Source organism: Ruegeria pomeroyi DSS-3, assembly GCF_000011965.2.
Lineage (GTDB): Bacteria > Pseudomonadota > Alphaproteobacteria > Rhodobacterales > Rhodobacteraceae > Ruegeria_B > Ruegeria_B pomeroyi.
The window spans coordinates 2,995,004-3,013,098 of the sequence record NC_003911.12 but is presented as its reverse complement, the minus strand read 5'-3'; the positions used below and the strand labels follow the sequence as shown (position 1 = coordinate 3,013,098).

General features: G+C 64.7%; 14 protein-coding genes. 8 read left to right on the top strand and 6 right to left on the bottom strand.

From position 1 onward, the window contains the following. Positions 1-13: 13 nt before the first annotated feature. Together SPO_RS14320 and SPO_RS14315 are read left to right on the top strand one after the other, a co-directional pair. The gene (locus SPO_RS14320) at positions 14-1,447 is read left to right on the top strand and encodes an NAD(P)(+) transhydrogenase (Re/Si-specific) subunit beta (RefSeq protein ID WP_011048519.1); all 1,434 of its coding nucleotides are present in this window, start codon (positions 14-16) and stop codon (positions 1,445-1,447) included. Positions 1,448-1,633: 186 nt separating this feature from the next. Then, positions 1,634-2,914, top strand: a complete 1,281-nt coding sequence (locus SPO_RS14315; RefSeq protein WP_011048518.1) for a DUF3422 family protein — start codon at positions 1,634-1,636, stop codon at positions 2,912-2,914. Here the strand turns inward: SPO_RS14315 and SPO_RS14310 are convergent. The 4 genes from SPO_RS14310 to SPO_RS14295 form a co-directional block, all read right to left on the bottom strand. Next, positions 2,850-3,923, bottom strand: coding sequence for a YeeE/YedE family protein (locus SPO_RS14310; RefSeq protein WP_011048517.1), 1,074 nt, complete (start codon positions 3,921-3,923; stop codon positions 2,850-2,852). The genes SPO_RS14315 and SPO_RS14310 overlap by 65 nt on opposite strands. Before the next feature lie 209 nt (positions 3,924-4,132). Beyond that, a complete protein-coding gene (locus tag SPO_RS14305; protein WP_030003238.1) occupies positions 4,133-5,044 on the bottom strand; it encodes an ABC transporter permease in 912 nt (303 codons plus the stop codon). Beyond that, complete coding sequence (locus tag SPO_RS14300) at positions 5,037-6,044, bottom strand: ABC transporter permease (RefSeq protein ID WP_011048515.1); 1,008 nt, start codon at positions 6,042-6,044, stop codon at positions 5,037-5,039. The genes SPO_RS14305 and SPO_RS14300 overlap by 8 nt, the downstream gene beginning before the upstream one ends. 96 nt (positions 6,045-6,140) lie before the next feature. Next, positions 6,141-7,841 (bottom strand): peptide ABC transporter substrate-binding protein, encoded by a 1,701-nt coding sequence (locus SPO_RS14295; RefSeq protein WP_044028564.1) that lies wholly within the window; start codon positions 7,839-7,841, stop codon positions 6,141-6,143. 286 nt (positions 7,842-8,127) lie between these two features. Between SPO_RS14295 and SPO_RS14290 the strand changes: the two genes are divergently transcribed. The 6 genes from SPO_RS14290 to SPO_RS14265 all read left to right on the top strand — a co-directional run bounded on the left by SPO_RS14290 (position 8,128) and on the right by SPO_RS14265 (position 16,057). After that, positions 8,128-9,993 carry an ABC transporter ATP-binding protein gene (locus SPO_RS14290; RefSeq protein WP_011048513.1) on the top strand — a complete coding sequence of 622 codons (1,866 nt, stop codon included), beginning with the start codon at positions 8,128-8,130 and terminating at the stop codon, positions 9,991-9,993. 3 nt (positions 9,994-9,996) lie between these two features. After that, positions 9,997-11,163, top strand: a complete 1,167-nt coding sequence (gene argE / locus SPO_RS14285; RefSeq protein ID WP_011048512.1) for an acetylornithine deacetylase — start codon at positions 9,997-9,999, stop codon at positions 11,161-11,163. Positions 11,164-11,327: 164 nt separating this feature from the next. Beyond that, positions 11,328-12,494, top strand: a complete 1,167-nt coding sequence (locus tag SPO_RS14280; protein WP_011048511.1) for a M20 aminoacylase family protein — start codon at positions 11,328-11,330, stop codon at positions 12,492-12,494. Positions 12,495-12,524: 30 nt separating this feature from the next. Continuing rightward, on the top strand, positions 12,525-13,688 hold the full coding sequence (locus SPO_RS14275; RefSeq protein WP_011048510.1) for a M20 aminoacylase family protein: 1,164 nt from the start codon (positions 12,525-12,527) through the stop codon (positions 13,686-13,688). 14 nt (positions 13,689-13,702) lie between these two features. Continuing rightward, positions 13,703-14,872, top strand: a complete 1,170-nt coding sequence (locus tag SPO_RS14270; RefSeq protein ID WP_011048509.1) for an amidohydrolase — start codon at positions 13,703-13,705, stop codon at positions 14,870-14,872. Positions 14,873-14,893: 21 nt separating this feature from the next. Beyond that, positions 14,894-16,057 (top strand): M20 aminoacylase family protein, encoded by a 1,164-nt coding sequence (locus SPO_RS14265; protein WP_011048508.1) that lies wholly within the window; start codon positions 14,894-14,896, stop codon positions 16,055-16,057. A gap of 48 nt (positions 16,058-16,105) precedes the next feature. On the opposite strand, the gene SPO_RS14260 is transcribed toward SPO_RS14265, so the two are convergent. Continuing rightward, positions 16,106-16,744 carry a VOC family protein gene (locus SPO_RS14260; RefSeq protein WP_011048507.1) on the bottom strand — a complete coding sequence of 213 codons (639 nt, stop codon included), beginning with the start codon at positions 16,742-16,744 and terminating at the stop codon, positions 16,106-16,108. Positions 16,745-16,802: 58 nt separating this feature from the next. Then, complete coding sequence (locus SPO_RS14255) at positions 16,803-18,095, bottom strand: amidohydrolase family protein (protein WP_011048506.1); 1,293 nt, start codon at positions 18,093-18,095, stop codon at positions 16,803-16,805.

Here is an 18,095-nt window from a genome sequence, read left to right as displayed (position 1 = left end):
GGAGTAGCGGGCAATGGAATTCGGATTCACCACTGCCGCCTATGTCGTTGCGGCTGTTCTTTTCATCCTTTCACTGGGTGGCCTGTCGGGCCAGGAAAGCGCCAAGCGCGCCGTTTGGTACGGCATTGCGGGCATGGCGCTGGCGGTTTTCGCCACGCTCATCGGCCCCGGTTCGGGCCTGTGGCTGCTGTCGCTGATCCTGATCGCGGCGGGCGGCATCATCGGTACCTATGTCGCCAAGCGCGTGCAGATGACCGAGATGCCGCAGCTGGTCGCGGCGATGCACAGCCTCGTCGGTCTGGCTGCCGTCTTTGTCGGCTTCAATGCGCATTTCGAGCTGGGCAATGTCCTGTCGATGACCGAAGAGGCCCGTCACGGGCTGGAGGGCTTTGCCGCGCTTCTGGCGCACAAGAGCCCGGTCGAGCAGAACATTCTGCGGGTCGAGCTGTTCCTGGGCATCTTCATCGGGGCGGTGACCTTTACCGGTTCGGTGGTCGCCTATGGCAAGCTGGCGGGCAAGGTCACCTCGGCCGCGACCAAGCTGCCGGGCGGTCATATGCTGAACGCCGGTGCGGCGGCGCTATCGCTGATCTGCCTGATCTGGTACTTCAACTCGGGTGGGTTCCTGCCCCTGCTGATCATGACGCTGGCGGCCTTCTTCATCGGCTATCACCTGATCATGGGCATCGGCGGCGCGGACATGCCGGTGGTGGTGTCGATGCTGAACAGCTATTCGGGCTGGGCGGCGGCGGCCATCGGCTTCAGCCTCGGAAACGACCTGTTGATCGTGGTCGGCGCGCTGGTGGGCTCAAGCGGTGCGATCCTGTCCTACATCATGTGCAAGGCGATGAACCGGTCGTTCATCTCGGTGATCCTGGGCGGCTTTGGCGGCACCACGGGCCCGGCGATGGAGGTCGAGGGCGAACAGATCGCCATCGACGCCGAGGGCGTGGCCGCCGCGCTGAACGATGCCGACAGTGTCGTCATCATCCCCGGCTATGGCATGGCGGTGGCGCAGGCGCAGCAATCGGTCAGCGAACTGACCCGCAAGCTGCGCGCCAAGGGCAAGAACGTCCGTTTCGCCATCCACCCGGTGGCAGGCCGTCTGCCCGGGCACATGAACGTGCTGCTGGCCGAGGCCAAGGTGCCCTATGACATCGTGCTGGAGATGGACGAGATCAACGAGGACTTCCCCGATACCGATGTGGCCATCGTGATCGGTTCGAATGACATCGTGAACCCGGCCGCGCAGGAAGACCCCAACAGCCCCATCGCCGGTATGCCGGTGCTGGAATGCTGGAAGGCGAAACAGGTGTTTGTCTCCAAACGCGGGCAGGGCACCGGCTATTCGGGCATCGAGAATCCGCTGTTCTACAAAGAGAACACGCGCATGTTCTATGGCGACGCCAAGCAGTCGCTGGACAAGCTTCTGCCGATGATCGATTGATCAGGCCGAGAACTCAGGTAGAGGGGCGCCCAGGTGGCGCCCCTTTTTCATGGCTGGTCCAACTTTTCGACAAACATCGCGATTTCGGGAGGGATGTATGCGAATGTATCCAGTAACTAACTGAAATAAATAAATATTTACGGTGTCTCTTCGGTCGCGTATAGTGCGCCGATACCGGAGAGCCCCATGACGCCCATTCAGGACCATCCCTTGCGCTTTGCGCTGGCCAACGAGCTGCACGCGCGGCCCTTTCCCATTTCGCGCGCGCCCTGCACGGTGGCCTATCTGGCGGTCAAGCAGCCGGATGCGGCGGTGGGGCGCGACCGCAAGGCGGATCGGGCGCATCTGATCGACCTGCTCGACCGGCACGGCGCGCCGCATCCGCAGCCGGGCGCGACCCATTACGCGGGCCAGATCGGGCGGCATTGGTTGAAATGGGAAAGCCATACAGAGTTCGTGACCTATACCGCCTTCGCCACCGGTGTCAGCGACCGCCCGTTCAACCCGGCCGATTTCGAGGTCTTTCCGCCCGACTGGCTGGCCGCCGCGCCAGGCCAGCGGGTGACCTCGGCCCTGCTCAGGGTCGAGGAGCAGTTGCCCGAGGCCGATATCGTCGCCGCTCTGGCCGACTGGTTCGTGCCCGAAAGCCTGGCGGTGGCGCATGTGCTGGACCGGGCGGCGGTGGCCGCAGGCGATTTCCGCATCGACCCGGCGGGGCATATGCGATTTGCCGTCTTCGTGGCCCCGGATACGGGCGAGCGCCGGATCGGCCGTATCATCCAGCGCCTGTGCGAGATCGAGACCTACAAGGCGATGTCGATGCTGGGTTTTGCCCGGGTCAAGGCGCTGGGGCCCAAGCTGGGTGAGCTGGACTCGGGCCTGACCGGGCTGATGGTGAAGATGACCGATGGGGGGCACCCCGCCGAGGACCTGTTGCCGCAGCTTCTGTCAACCTCTGCCGAGCTCGAGACCATGGCCGCGCGGTCCGAGTTCCGGCTGGGTGCCACCGGCGCCTACGAGGCCATCGTGAACCAGCGTATCGCCTCGCTGCGGGAAGAGCGGTTCGGCGGGCGCCAGACCTTCGCCGATTTCATGCTGCGTCGTTACGAACCGGCGATGCGGACGGTGAAATCCACCGAGAGGCGCCTCAAGCGGCTGTCGGACCGGGCGATCCGCGCCGGTGACCTGCTGCGCACCCGGGTTGATGTGGAACGCAGCGCCCAAAACCAGGCGCTGCTGGAAAGCATGGACCGCCGCGCCGACCTGGCTTTGCGCCTGCAACACACGGTCGAGGGCCTGTCGGTGGTTGCGGTCAGCTATTATGCGGTCTCGCTGGTATCGGCCTTCCTGTTGCCACTGTCAGAGTGGTACGGGGTCGACAAGAAGGCCCTGATCGCGCTGGTCACTCTGCCGGTTGTTGGCCTGGTGTGGCTGGGTATCCGGCGGATCCGGAAGAAGCTGCATTAAGCGCCGCATCGGTCAGGCGGGCGCCCAGCGCGATGGCGGTCAGCGCTAGCAGCGCGGCAAGGCTGAGCGTGGGAATGCCCGCCAGCCCGGCGCCCAGGGTGCAGCCGCCCGCCAGCACACCGCCCATGCCCATCAGGGTCGCGCCGGCCAGATAGCGGCCGGTCTGGCGCGGGCTGTCGAAGCTCTGCCAGCGGAAGCTGCCAAACAGCAGCGCCGCCGCCAGCGCGCCCAGCAGCACGCCGCCCACCAGTCCGGTGCCGAAGCCCGGTGCGATCGAGGTCGAGGCGATGGTGTAGAACAGCGTATCGGCGGCGGGGGCGGTGAAGGAGAGGCTTTCCATCGTGATCGGGTCGAATTCGTCAAACAGGACATAGCCGGTGCCGACCCAGCCCAGCGGCACCAGAAGGCCGATCAGGGCGGCGCCCAGCAAGGGGAGCGCCCGATTGCCCGAGCGCGCTGCGATCAGCAGCGAGGCGAGGGCCAGCAGGGCGGTCCAGAGTGCTGCGCCGCCGGGCAGGGCGGCCAGCGATACGGTCTCGCCCAGATCGACGGTCACCGCGCCAAGGCTGGTGCGCAGCGGTGCCAGTACGCCCTTGAGCATCGCATGGGCCACGACGGCAAAGACCAGCAGCACTGTCAGCGCCCGCAAGTTGCCGGTGCCGCCCAGCACGGTCAGGCGCGAGATGCAGCCGCGCGTCAGCACCATGCCGGCGCCAAACATCAGCCCGCCCAGCACCACCGCCAGCACCGGCAGGTCCGAGCTCAGGAGCCGGTGATCGGCAAAGCCGATCAGCCCGGACGCCACCGATGCTTGAGTGCCCAGGATCGCCACGGCGAGCGCGGTGAACCAGACACCGGCGGCCTGACGCGCGTCCTCGCCTACTACGGCGCGACGGAAACAGAACCGCGTCCGCTCGGCCAGAAGGCCGAACAGAACGCCAAGCGACAGGCCCAGAAGAACGCTGATCTCTTTTGCGGTGGTCTCTTCGAAACCAAGGGACTCGAACATGGCGGCCTCACGGAGAATTGAGAATATTTTCCCAAATGCAGCCGTCTGATCCGACAATCAAGTGTATCTGAATGTGTACAGCTGTTCTCGCGTGGGAGGGTATTCCGCTTTGCCCGAAATTGCCGCGACCCTGTTCTGCCCGCATGGGCCGGGCAAAACAAAGGGGCCGCCCGGGCATGGGGCGGCCCCTGTTTCGTTCTTATTTGACCTCAGCGGCCCCGGATGCGCGGGTCGAGCGCGTCGCGCAGACCATCGCCCAGATAGTTGACGCTGAGCACGGTCAGCGAGATCGCCAGCCCGGGCCAGATCACCCGCTCGGGGAATTGTTGCAGATAGTCGACGCCGTCGAACAACAACCGCCCCCAGGTCGGAAAGTCGGGCGGAAAGCCAAGGCCAAGGAAGCTGAGCGCGCTTTCGGTGATGATCGCGGTGGCGATGCCCAGCGTTGCCGAGACCATGATCGGTGACAGCACGTTGGGCAGGATATGCCGGGTGATCAGCCGTGTGTTCGTGGTCCCGATCGAGCGGGCCGCCAGCACGAACTCGCGCTCTTTCAGGGCCAGCACGTCGCCGCGCACGATCCGCGCCGTGGGCATCCACGAGGTGATGCCGATGGCGGAGACGATCAGGATGAATATCCCCCGTTCCAGGCCGAAGGCGGCGTTCAGCGGCTCGCGGAACAAGAGCATCATCACCAGCAGCAGCGGCAACAGGGGCAGGGCAAGGAACAGGTCGGTCAGCCGCATCAGCGGCCCGTCGAGCTTGCGGAAGAAGCCCGCCAGCACCCCGACGAAAGAGCCGAGGAACAGCGACAGCAGCATCGCGGTGATCCCCACCGAAACCGAGGTCGCGCCGCCCGCCATCATCCGGGCCAGCAGATCCCGGCCCAACTGGTCGGTGCCAAAGGGATGGGCCAGGCTGGGGCCCTGGTTGCGCTCGCGGATCGCGGTCTTGGTTGGGTCGAGATCCCAGAGGTAGGGGCCCAGATAGACTGCCGCGACGATCAGGAAGAACAGGGTCGCCCCCATCATGGCGCCCCTGTGCTGGCGGAACTGGTCCCACACATCCAACCACTGGCTGCGCGGCGGATTGGTGGGTTGGGGTTGGCTCAACTCAGTCATAGCGGATCCGGGGGTCAAGGATGCCGTAAAGAACGTCGGCGATCAGGTTGAAGAGAACGATCAGCACGGCAAAGATAAAGGTCAGGGTCTGCACCATCGGCAGGTCATTGGCCTGCAGCGCGCCGATCAGAAGCTGGCCGATGCCGTTCACCTTGAACACCTGCTCGGTGATGATGGCGCCGCCAAAGATCGACGGGATGCCCAGCGCGATCACGGTCACCACCGGGATCATCGAGTTCCGCAGCACATGGACCATGACCACGACATATTCGCTGAGCCCCTTGGCGCGGGCGGTTCGGACATAGTCCTGGTTCAGGTTGTCCAGCATCGAGGCGCGCATGAAGCGGGAAAGCTGTGCGGTGATCTGCAAGGCCAGCACCATCACCGGCATGATCATCTGTTTGAGCTGGTAGACGAAACTGTCCCAACTGTTGACCACATGGGTGGTGTCATAGATCGACGGGAACCAGCCCAGCTGGACCGAGAAGATCACGATCACCAGCACGCCCGAGAAGAAGGGCGGCACCGAGAAACCGACCATCGAAACAAAGGTGCCGAGCTGGTCGAACCAGCTGTATTGCCGATAGGCGGAATAGATGCCGATGGGCAGGGCAATGATGATGGCGACCAGATAGGCGGTGCCGACCACCCACAGGGTCTGCGGGATACGCTGGACCACGATATCCATCACCGGCGAGCGGGTCTGCCACGAGATCACCCGCAGCTTGCCCTCGGAAAAGGCGGTGCCGAAGTAGTGGTCGATCAGCACCTGCGGTTCGATCCAGAAGAACTGCACGATCCATTTCCAGAACCGGATGTGCATCGGCTGCCCCAGGCCCAGCGCCTCGCGCATCTTTTCCTTGACCTCGGGCGGCACGGTCAGCGGCACCTGTGCCATCGGGTCGCCGGGGGCAAGTTCCAGCAGCAGGAATATCACAAGACTGATGAACAAAAGCGTCGGGACGGCCAGGACCAGACGGCGGATGGTGAAGGTCAGCATTCGGGTGCGCCTTTGTTTACGAGTCTTTTTGTTGGGACGGATGCCAAGTCGCCGCGCCCCGATCGTCGATCGGGACGCGGCTGTTCGATTATGGCGTTACTTGATGCGGTACCAGTCGGCTGCGTTCCACAGCTCGCTGTCCCACACGTTCAGGACAACACCGCCCAGCGTGTTGGAGTGGGCCGACAGACGGCCACGGTGCACAAGCGGGATCATGCCGCCGTTTTCGACCATGATGTCGTTCAGGCGCTTGGCAATCTCCGCGCGCGCCTCGGCACCGGCGGTCTTGGTCAGCTCGGCATGCAGCGCATCATACTCTTCGTTGCAGAAGCGGCTGATGTTCTCACCCTGCCACTGGCTTTCGGGCTTGGGCGCCTTGTCGCACAGGCCGTTGGCCAGATAGGACTGCGGGTCGGTGCCGTTGAAGGTGTTGGCATACATTTCCACGTCGGCATAGAACTTCTGGAAGGTGTCGGGCGAGCCCGGGTCACCACCGAAGAACACCGATGCGTTGATGTTGCGCAGCTCGGATTCGATACCGATCTCTGCCCACCACTCCTTGATCAGAGCCTGGAAGTCCTGACGCACGGCGTTGGTCGAGGTCTGGTAGACCACTTTCAGCGGCACGCCGTCCTTTTCACGCACGCCGTCGCCATTGGTGTCGACGATGCCGGCATCATCCAGCAGCTTCTTGGCGCCTTCGATGTCCTGAGTGTCGCAGGTGAAGGTGTCCGAGTTCACGGCCGCAGGTGCCGGGACCCAGTTGCAGGTGACCTTGCCGGCCTGGCCATAGCCGATCTCGACCAGCAGCGGCCGGTCGATGGCCATCGACATCGCCTTGTAGACAGCCGGATCCTGCAGGAACGGATGCGGATGCTTGGCGGTCGAACGCTCGCCTTCGGGCAGCGCGGGCGAGGGGTTGGTCTGGTTCAGCATGATACGCTCGACCAGCGGGCCGAAGCCTGCGACCGGGGTGCCCTTGCCGCCCGCCTGCATCTGCTGGATCACTTCGGGGGCCAGCTGCAGGTTCCAGGCATAGTCGAACTCGCCGGTTTCCATCACGGCACGACCGGCCGCGGTGGCATCGCCGCCGCCCTTGAAGGTCAGCGTGGCAAAGGCCGGTTTGGCCGGATCACGATAGTTGTCGTTGGCCTTCATGGTGATCACGTCGTTCGGCTTGAACTCGGTGACGACAAACGGGCCGGTGCCGATCGGGCCAAAGTTCTCGGTGGTGCATTCGGGGGCCTTGGCGCCCATGCAGTTCTCGAATTGGGCTTTCTGGATGATCGGGCTTTCGCCACCCACGAAGGGGCCATAGGGGAACGGGGTCGGCTTGTCGAAGGTGACCTTGACGGTCATGTCGTCGAGCGCCTCGACCGAGGTCACGCCCTCGAACTTGGTGAGCTGCGCGCAGCCGCCTTCGGGATGCATGCAGTAATCGGCGGTGAATTTCACGTCATGGGCGGTAAAGGCGCTGCCGTCCGACCACTTGATGCCGGGCGCGATCTTCCAGGTGATCGAGGTCAGATCGGCGCTGACGCCGCCATTCTCGACGGTGGGGATTTCCGTTGCCAGGAAGGGCACCATGCCACCGTTTTCGTCGTAGCGCGCAAGCGGTTCGATGACCAGCGATGCGGATTCAACATCCTTTGTACCGCCCGACAGGAACGGGTTCAGGATCGAGGGCGCCTGCCAGTAGATGATGCTGACATTGCCGTCCGAGCCACGTTCGGCAAAAGCTGCCGGGGCAAGGGCCGCGCTGGCGATTGCACCCATCAAAAGGGTCTTGAGTTTCATACTACACTCCTTGTTGGACACGGATGTGTCGTGATTTTCCCGCGGTTGACCGCGGTCTTGGGTGTTGCCGTCCGGTGGGTAAGCATTTGAAAGTCAATTCCTTATCCATTCGCGTTACGCGAATGAACCAGGCTCCCCCCGGAACGGTTACGGGTTGTATCGAAACAGAGTTTTGGAAAATTGCAAGCCTTGCCGTCGGGAAAACGGTCAATGGGTTTGACTCCTCCCCCGAGAGGGCCTTAGCGTTTGCCGACAACCAATAAGGGCGACCAAGGGGAGCGCGCGCGTGCTGGATCAGCCTATTGCACAGATCAAGAAGCTCAGGGTCGAGTTCCAGACCAAGGATGGCCCCGTTGTTGGGGTCGAGGATGTCTCGTTCGAGATCAATCCGGGCGAAACGGTCTGCATCGTCGGCGAATCAGGCTCGGGCAAGTCGGTTTCCTCGTTGTCGCTGATGCGGCTGGTGGAATTCGGCGGCGGCGATATCGCCGGCGGACAGCTGCTGTTTGACCGGCGCGATGGCGGCGAGCTGGATCTGGCCACCGCCGACCAGGATTACATGCGCAACATTCGCGGCAACGAGATCGGGATGATCTTTCAAGAGCCGATGACGGCGCTGAACCCGGTCTTTACCGTCGGGCGTCAGCTGACCGAAGGGCTGCGCGTGCACAAGGGCATGAACCAGTCCCAGGCCGAGGAACGCGCGCTGGAACTGCTGCGTCAGGTGCGCATCCCCGAGCCCGAGCGGCGACTGAAGCAGTATCCGCACGAACTCAGCGGCGGCATGCGCCAGCGGGTGGTGATCGCGATGGCGATGGCCTGCGAGCCGCGCCTGCTGATCGCCGATGAACCCACGACCGCGCTCGACGTGACCATCCAGGCCGAGATCCTGGCGCTGATGGACCGGTTGAAACGCGAGACCGGCACCGCGGTGATGTTCATCACCCATGACATGGCGGTGGTGGCGCAGATGGCCGACCGTGTCGTGGTCATGTTCCGCGGCAACAAGGTCGAGGAGGGCACGGTCGAGGAGATCTTCGAGAACCCGCAGCACGAATATACCAAGGCGCTGCTGGCCGCCGTGCCCAAGCTGGGCGAGATGCATGGCAAGGCGGCGCCCGAGCCGATGAAGCTGATGGGGGTCGCCGATCAGCGGATCGAGCCGATCATAGGCACCGAAAGCCCGCTGCTGACGGTCAAGGGGCTGACCACGCGCTTTCCGGTCAAGGGCGGCTTCTTCCGCCGCACCGTGGCCAATGTGCATGCGGTCGAGGATGTCTCGTTCACCCTCAACAAGGGGCAGACTCTCAGCCTGGTCGGCGAATCGGGCTGCGGCAAGTCCTCGGCCGGCCGCTCGATCCTGCGGCTGGTCGAACCGATGGCGGGCGAGATCGATCTGGACGGGGTCGATATCATGCAGCTGGATCAGTCGGGGCTGCGCAAGGCGCGGCTCGACATGCAGATGATCTTTCAGGACCCGTTCGCCTCGCTCAATCCGCAGATGCAGCTGCTGGAGCAGGTGGCTGAGCCGATGCGCAACTATGGCGTCGCCAGCGGGTCGGAGCTGGTGGACCGGGTCGCCTCGCTGTTTGACCGCGTGCAATTGCCGCGCAGCTTCATGCGCCGCTATCCGCATGAAATGTCGGGCGGCCAGCGGCAGCGGATCGCGATTGCGCGCGCACTGGCGCTGAACCCCAAGCTGATCGTCGCGGATGAGGCGGTCTCGGCGCTGGATGTGTCGGTGCAGGCGCAGGTGCTGAATCTGATGATGGAATTGCAGGCCGATCTGGGGCTCAGCTATCTGTTCATCAGCCATGACATGGCGGTGGTCGAACGGGTCAGCCACCATGTGGGCGTCATGTATCTGGGTCGTATCGTCGAACTGGGGTCGCGCGTGCGCGTCTTCGAAAACCCGCAGCACCCCTATACCCAGGCCCTGATGAAGGCGGTGCCGATCGCCGACCCGCGCCGGCGCAAGTCCGAAAAGGACCTGAACTTCAAACCGATTCCCTCGCCCATCCATCCGATCGGCTATGAGCCCGAACCGTCGCGCTATATCGAGGTCGAGCCGGGCCATTACGTGCTGGATGGCGAATGGGCGGGCTATACGGTCGACCGCGACGCGATCCATGCGGGGCAGGGCGGACACTGACCCATGACTGAACGCCTGTCGCCGGTCGAGATCATGGGCGCGCTTGTCGCCTTTCCGACTGTCAGCCGCGATACCAACCTGCCGCTTGTGGACTGGGTCGAGACCTATCTGGCCGGACACGGCATCACCGCGCATCGCTGGGTCGATCCCGAGCAGCCCCACAAGGCGGCCCTGTTTGCCCATGTCGGCCCCTGGGAAGAGGGGGCCGTGGTGCTGTCGGGCCATACCGATGTGGTGCCGGTCGACGGCCAGCCCTGGGACAGCGACCCGTTCACCGTGGTCGAGCGCGACGGCAAGTATTTCGGGCGCGGCACCTGCGACATGAAGGGCTTTGACGCGCTGGCGATCTGGGCGCTGGTCGAGGGGCGCTATCGCGATCTGAAACGCCCGCTGCAACTGGCACTCAGCTTTGACGAGGAGGTGGGCTGTACCGGCGCGCCGCCGATGATCGTCGAGATGCAGAACCACCTGCCCAAGGGCAGCGCGGTGATCGTGGGCGAGCCCTCGATGATGCAGGCGGTGACCGGTCACAAGGGCGGCTTTGGCTATGACACCCGGGTGCTGGGCTTCGAGGTGCACAGCTCGATCATGCATACCGGGGTCAACGCGATCATGGCCGCGGCGCCGCTGATCGACTGGGCCAATCACCGCAATGCCGAAAACCGCGCGGCGACGCCCTCGGCGCTGGCGGCGATGTTCGATCCGCCCTGGACCACCTGCCATGTGGGCATGATCTCGGGCGGGACGGCGCATAATATCACCGCCAAGGAATGCCGCTTTGCGATGGATTTCCGGATCGTACCCGGCGAGGCAAAGGAGCGGTGGCGCGACGCCTATTTCGCGGTGGCGCGCGAGGTCGAGGCGCAGATGCAGGCGGTGCACCCCGAGGCGCGGATTGATCTCTCCGAACAGTTCCACGTGCCGCCGCTGGTCCCCGAGCAGGAGGGCGAGGCCGAGATGCTGGTGCGCGCCCTGACTGGCGACAATGCGGGCCACGTCGTCAGCTATGGCACCGAGGCCGGTCAGTTCCAGGAGGCGGGCTATTCCGCGGTGATCTGCGGGCCCGGCGATATCGCCCAGGCGCATCAGCCCAACGAATTCATCACCGTCGCCCAGTTCGACGCGGGCCATGGCTTCATGGCGCGATTACTGGATCGATTGTCGGAGTAAGGACAATGCAGGTGCGACCGGGCGTAACAGGATGGACCTCAACAGGTCGGCGCACCGGCGCAGCCGCCCACCCCCGATTTGCCGCGCCGTGTCCCCGGAACTCCGGGACGCGGCGCATTCGTTTGTATCAGGTGCCCGGATGTGTCCGGCAAGGAGAGCAATAAATGCCGATCAAGAACCGTCTTGCAGACATGAAAGAAGAAATCACCGGATGGCGCAGACATCTGCATGCCCATCCCGAGCTGATGTTCGACGTGCACCAGACCGCCGCATTTGTGGCCGAGCGCCTGCGCGAGTTCGGGGTCGATGACATCACCACCGGCATCGGCCGCACCGGGGTTGTCGCCACCATCAAGGGCAAGACCGACACGGCGGGCCGGGTGATCGGGCTGCGCGCCGATATGGACGCGCTGCCGATCATCGAGGCGACCGGGCTCGACTATGCCTCGACCGTCCCGGGCAAGATGCATGCCTGCGGCCATGACGGGCATACGGCGATGCTGCTGGGTGCCGCCAAATACCTGGCCGAGACCCGCAATTTCGACGGCACCGCGGTTCTGATCTTTCAGCCCGCCGAAGAGGGCGGCGCGGGGGGGCGCGAGATGTGCGAGGACGGCATGATGGACCGCTGGAACATCCAGGAGGTTTACGGCATGCACAACGCGCCGGGCCTGCCGGTCGGGCAGTTCGCGATCCGGCCCGGGGCGCTTCTGGCCTCGTCCGACGAGTTCGAGATCATGGTGACCGGCAAGGGCGGCCATGCCGCCGCCCCGCATGACGCCATCGACACCACGCTTGTGGCCTCGCAGATCGTGGTCTCGCTGCATTCCATCGTCTCCCGCAACGTGGACCCGATCAAGCGGGTGGTGCTGACCGTCGGTACCTTCGAAACCGACAGCGTCGCCTCGAACATCATCGCCCATACCGCGCGGCTGTGCGGGACGGTGCGCACGCTGGACCCCGAATACCGTGCCCTGGCCGAGGCGCGCGTGCGCCGCGTGGCCGAGGATATCGCCTCGGCCTATGGCGCCACGGCTCAGGTGATCTGGACGCCCGGCTATCCCGCCACCATCAACAGCGAGGCCGAAACGCAATATGCCGCCGAGGCCGCGCTGGCGGTCTCCGGCGCGGTTGATGATGCCGTTGACCCGATCATGCCAAGCGAAGATTTCGCCTATATGCTGGAAGAACGGCCCGGCGCCTATATCTTCCTAGGCAACGGGGACACGGCACAATGCCATCACCCGGCCTACAATTTCGATGACGAGGCGATCCCGGCGGGCAGCAGCTGGTATGCCGAGATGGTCGAGCGCCGCATGCCCGCGCGCTGAGCGGTCAGGAAAGACAGGGAAGAGAACGAGATGCCCATCAAGAACCGCCTGGCGGAAATGCAGGACGAAATCGCCGGCTGGCGGCGGGACATCCACCAGCACCCCGAGATCCTGTACGAAACCCACCGGACTTCGGCAATGGTGGCGGACAAGCTGCGGTCGTTTGGTTGTGACGAGGTGGTCACCGGCATCGGTCGCACAGGCGTTGTCGGCGTGATCCGGGGCAAGACGGATACGGCGGGGCGGGTCGTGGGGCTGCGTGCCGATATGGATGCGCTGCCGATGCAGGAACAGACCGGGCTGGCGCATGCCTCGACCATCCCCGGTGCGATGCATGCCTGCGGCCATGACGGCCATACCGCGATGCTGCTGGGTGCGGCCAAATACCTGGCCGAGACGCGCAATTTCGACGGCTCGGTGGTGGTGATCTTCCAACCCGCCGAAGAGGGCGGCAATGGCGCCGAGGCGATGGTCAAGGACGGCCTCATGGACCGGTTCGGCGTGCAGGAGGTCTATGCCATGCACAACAATCCGGGCCTGGCCGCCGGTCAGTTCAAGATAAGGCCCGGGCCGCTGCTGGCCGCTGCCGACACGTTCGAAATCCATCTCGAAGGGCGTGGCGGCCACGCCGCCAAGCCGCACGATACGGTCGACACAACAGTGATGCTGTCGCAGATGATCGTTGCGCTGCAAACCGTGGTGTCGCGCAATACCGACCCGATCCTGCAGGCGGTTCTCTCGGTGACCTCGGTCGAGACCTCGTCCAAGGCCTTCAACGTGATCCCGCAGGCGGCCACCATCCGGGGCACCGTGCGCACCCATTCGGGCGATATGCGCGACCTGATCGAACAGCGTCTGAGCGAGGTAGTTCAGGGTGTTGCCACGACCTTTGGCGGCAAGGCCGATGTGAATTACGAGCGCGGCGTGCCGGTGACGGTGAATGCCGAGGAGCCCACACGTTTCGCCGCCGAGGTGGCCACGGTGGTCTCGGGCGGCTGTGGTGAGGCGCGCATGGTGATGGGGGGCGAGGATTTCTCCTTCATGTTAGAGGCCCGCCCCGGCGCCTTCATTATGATCGGCAATGGCGACAGCGCAGGGCTGCATCATCCCGAATACGATTTCAATGACGAGATCATCCCGGCCGGATGCAGCTGGTTCGCCGAAATGGTCGAACGCCGCATGCCCGCCGCCTGAGAAGGACCCAGCCGATGCCGGTCAGAAACCGATTTGCCGAGTTGCAGGATCAGATCGCCGAATGGCGCCGTGACATCCATGCCCATCCCGAGATCCGGTTCGAAGAGCGCCGCACCAGCGCCCTGGTGGCCGAGCGGCTGCGCGCCTTTGGTTGCGACGTCGTGGAAACCGGGGTCGGGCAGACCGGGGTTGTCGGTGTCATCCAGGGGCGGGCCACCGGCTCGGGCCGGGTGATGGCGTTCCGCGCCGATATGGACGCGCTGCCGATTGCCGAGGCGACCGGGTTGCCGCATGCCTCGACCCATCCGGGCAAGATGCATGCCTGCGGCCATGACGGCCATACGGCGATGCTGCTGGGGGCGGCGCAATATCTGGCCGAGACCCGCAATTTCGACGGCACGGTCGTGCTGCTGTTCCAGCCCGCCGAAGAGGGCGGCGGCGGCGCCAAGGCGATGCTGGCCGACGGGGTGATGGACAGGCACGGCGTGAGCGAGGTCTATGGCCTGCACAACTGGCCCGGCCTGCCTGCGGGCCAGTTCGCCCTGCGCGAGGGACCGATGATGGCGGCCACGGATTTCTTTGAAATAAAGGTGCAAGGCAGAGGCGGACACGGGGCGATGCCGCATCTGACCGCCGATGCCACGCTGGCGGCGGCGCAGTTGACGGTTGCGCTGCAACAGGTGGTGGCGCGCAATGTCGATCCGTTGAAACCGGCGGTCCTGTCGGTCTGTTCGCTGCGCACCGACAGCGACGCCCATAACGTGATCGCCGACAGCGCGCTGATCAAGGGCACCGTACGCTATCTGCACCCCGAGGTGCAGGCGCTGATCCGCGCCCGCATCGCCGAGGTGGCCCGCGCCACAGCCGAGGCGCATGGCGCAACGGTCGAGCTGAAATACATGCAGCTGGTGCCGGTCACCAGCAACCCGGCCACCGGTGCAGCCCATGCCGCCGAGGCGGCCCGGGCGGTGACCGGCCAGGCACCGCTGGAGATCGACCCGGTGATGGGGGGTGAGGATTTTGCCGACATGCTGGCCGAACGCCCCGGCGCCTTCATCTTTCTGGGCAATGGCGACAGCGCCGATCTGCACCACCCCGCCTATGAATTCAACGACGCGGCCATCCCCGCCGGATGCAGCTGGTTCGCCACGCTGGCCGAGCAGCGGATGCCGCTTAACCCCTGATGTGACGCAAGAGGAAACACCATGCCCGTCAAGAACCGCTTTGCAGAATTGCAATCCGAGATCACCGAATGGCGCCGGGACATCCATGAAAACCCGGAAATCCTGTTCGAAACCCACCGGACCAGCGCGCTGGTTGCCGAAAAACTGCAAGAGTTCGGCTGTGACGAGGTGGTCACCGGCATCGGCCGCACCGGCGTTGTCGGCATCATCAAGGGCAAGAGCGACAGCAAGGGCAAGGTGATCGGGTTGCGCGCCGATATGGACGCGCTGCCGATCCATGAGCAGACCGGGCTCGACTATGCCTCGAAGACACCCAATGCCATGCATGCCTGTGGCCATGACGGCCATACCGCCATGCTGCTGGGTGCGGCCAAGTACCTCTCCGAGACCCGCAATTTCGATGGAACCGTGGTGGTGATCTTCCAGCCGGCCGAAGAGGGCGGCGGCGGCGGTCGCGAGATGTGCGAGGATGGCATGATGGACCGCTGGAACATCCAGGAGGTTTACGGCATGCACAACTGGCCCGGCGCGCCCGTGGGCAGTTTCGCGATCCGGCCCGGTGCCTTCTTTGCCGCCACCGACCAGTTCGACATCACCTTCGAGGGGCGCGGCGGTCATGCGGCCAAGCCGCATGACACGATCGACACCACGGTGATGACGGCACAGGCGGTGCTGGCGCTGCAGACCATCGCCAGCCGCAACGCCGACCCGATTGATCAGGTGGTGGTCTCGGTCACCTCGTTCGAAACCTCCTCCAAGGCGTTCAACGTGATCCCGCAGCGGGTGCAGATCAAGGGCACGGTACGCACCATGTCAAAGGAAATGCGCGATCTGGCCGAGAAGCGCATTCACGAGATCTGCGCGGGCATCGCGGCCACTTTCGGCGGTACCGCGGATATCCGCTATATCCGGGGCTATCCAGTGATGGTGAACTCGGACGAGCAGACCGAATTTGCCGCCAAGGTGGCGCGCGACGTCTCGGGCGGCTGCGACGAGGCGGCGCTGGTCATGGGCGGCGAGGATTTCGCCTATATGCTCGAAGAGCGCCCCGGCGCCTATATCCTGGTCGGCAATGGCGATACCGCGATGGTGCATCACCCCGAATACAACTTCAACGACGAGGCCATTCCGGCGGGATGCAGCTGGTGGGCCGGGATCGTCGAACAGCGGATGCCCGCCGCCTGACCCGGGCAAAAGGGAGAGGCGCCGCCTCTCCCTTTACCGGCAAGGCCCTCAGGTCAGCAGCTTGAGGCCACCGGGGACTGCGATCTGAGCGCGGTAACGCAGGTCGGGGCCTTGGGTGACGCTTGGCGCCCGCTCGATGGCGAGCGCCTGATACAGCTGTTCGATCCCGACCGGGTCGGGATGGGTCAGGTGAAAGGACATCAGCCGCGCGCCCAGATCGGGAATTTCCTCCATCCGGGTCGGATCGCCGCGATGGTCGATGAACGAGGGCGCCGCCCCGTCCAGCGGCAGCGACCCGTCCTGTGGAATGGAAAAGCCGAACTCCGGGTTCTGCGGCGGCAGGCCGACCTCTGACCCGAAGACCCGGCGATGGGCAGACAGGACCAAGCCCATTTCATCGGTACTGGCCACCCAGCCGCGCAGCCTGCGGCCCGCATCCCAATCGGCGCGCACCCGCGCGCGATCGTCCAGGCCGAACCAGCGCGCGCGTTCCGGCGCATGGCCCGCCGGATCAACGGCCACGATCTCGAGATAGACCCGATCGCCCAGTTGCAGCCGGTGATTGTGGGTGCCCATGTACAGGTGACGCGTGCCAAACGGCACGTCCAGATCAAGGCAGTCGCGGACATGCGCGACCCCTTCGGCCAGGGTCGGCGCGATGACGGTCAGGTGATCCAGCCGGTTCATCGTCCATTCCTCTTTCTATCGGCAAGGTACGGGTCGAGGGGGCAGGGCGCGCAAATACTCAACCGGACTGAGGCGGCGCAAAGGTGGTCTCGTCCAGCCCGGACCAGCCACCCGCGCCGGCCAGTTCATGGGTGACCGGGGCCGAGCGGCAGATCACCGCGCCCTTGCGGATGGTGGCCAGGCGATGGGCGCGCAGGCGGATCGCCTCGATCCGGTCGCGGGCCTGCAACAGCACGAAATTCGCATGACAGCCCTTACCCAGCCCATAACCCGCGAGACCCATGATCCGGGCCGAATTCTCGGTGACCGCGTCAAAGCACCAATCCATGTCGGCGCGGCTGGACAATTGCCCCACATGCAGCCCCATGAAGGCGACGTCGAGCATGCAGGCCCGGCCCAGCGAATACCACGGATCCATCACGCAATCGGAGCCGAAGCCCACGGTGATGCCCGCATCGCGCAACTCGCGCACGCGGGTCTGGCCGCGCCGCTTGGGATAGCTGTCATGCCGGCCCTGCAACATGATGTTGATCAGCGGGTTGGGGATGGCGTGAACGCCAGCCTCGACCATCAGCGGGATCAGCTTGGACACATAGTAGTTGTCCATCGAATGCATCGAGGTCAGGTGCGAACCCGCCACACGGCCCTGAAGGCCGAGGCGCTGGGTCTCATAGGCCAGCGTCTCGATATGGCGGCTGAGCGGGTCGTCGCTCTCGTCGCAATGCATGTCGACCATCAACCCGCGCTCGGCCGCGATCTCGCACAAGAGGCGCACGCTTTCGGCACCATCGGCCATGGTGCGTTCGAAATGCGGGATGCCGCCCACCACGTCGACGCCCATGTCCAGCGCCCGCACCGTGTTGGCCATCGCGGTCGGGTCGCGCAGCACCCCGTCTTGGGGAAAGGCCACCAGTTGCAGGTCGAGCCGGTCCTTGACCCGCTCGCGCACCTCGAGCAGGGCCTGCACGCCTTTCAACTCATCGTCGCAGGTGTCCACATGGCTGCGGATCGCGCCGATCCCCTTGGCCACCGCCAGATCACAATAGCGCAGGGCACGGGCAATGATGTCATCCACCGACTGGATCGGCTTCAACTCGCCCCACAGTGCGATCCCCTCGAGCAGCGTGCCCGAGACATTCATGCGCGGCGTGCCCAGCGACAGGGTCGCGTCCATGTGGAAATGCGGATCGACAAAGGGCGGCGAGACCAGATTGCCGCCCGCCTCGATCACCGTGCCCGCCTCGGCGGTGATGCCGGGTTCGACAGCGGCGATCAGGCCATCCTTGCAGGCGATATCGACGCCTCTCTGCCCGTCGGGCAGATTGGCGTTCTTGACGATCAGGTCGAACAT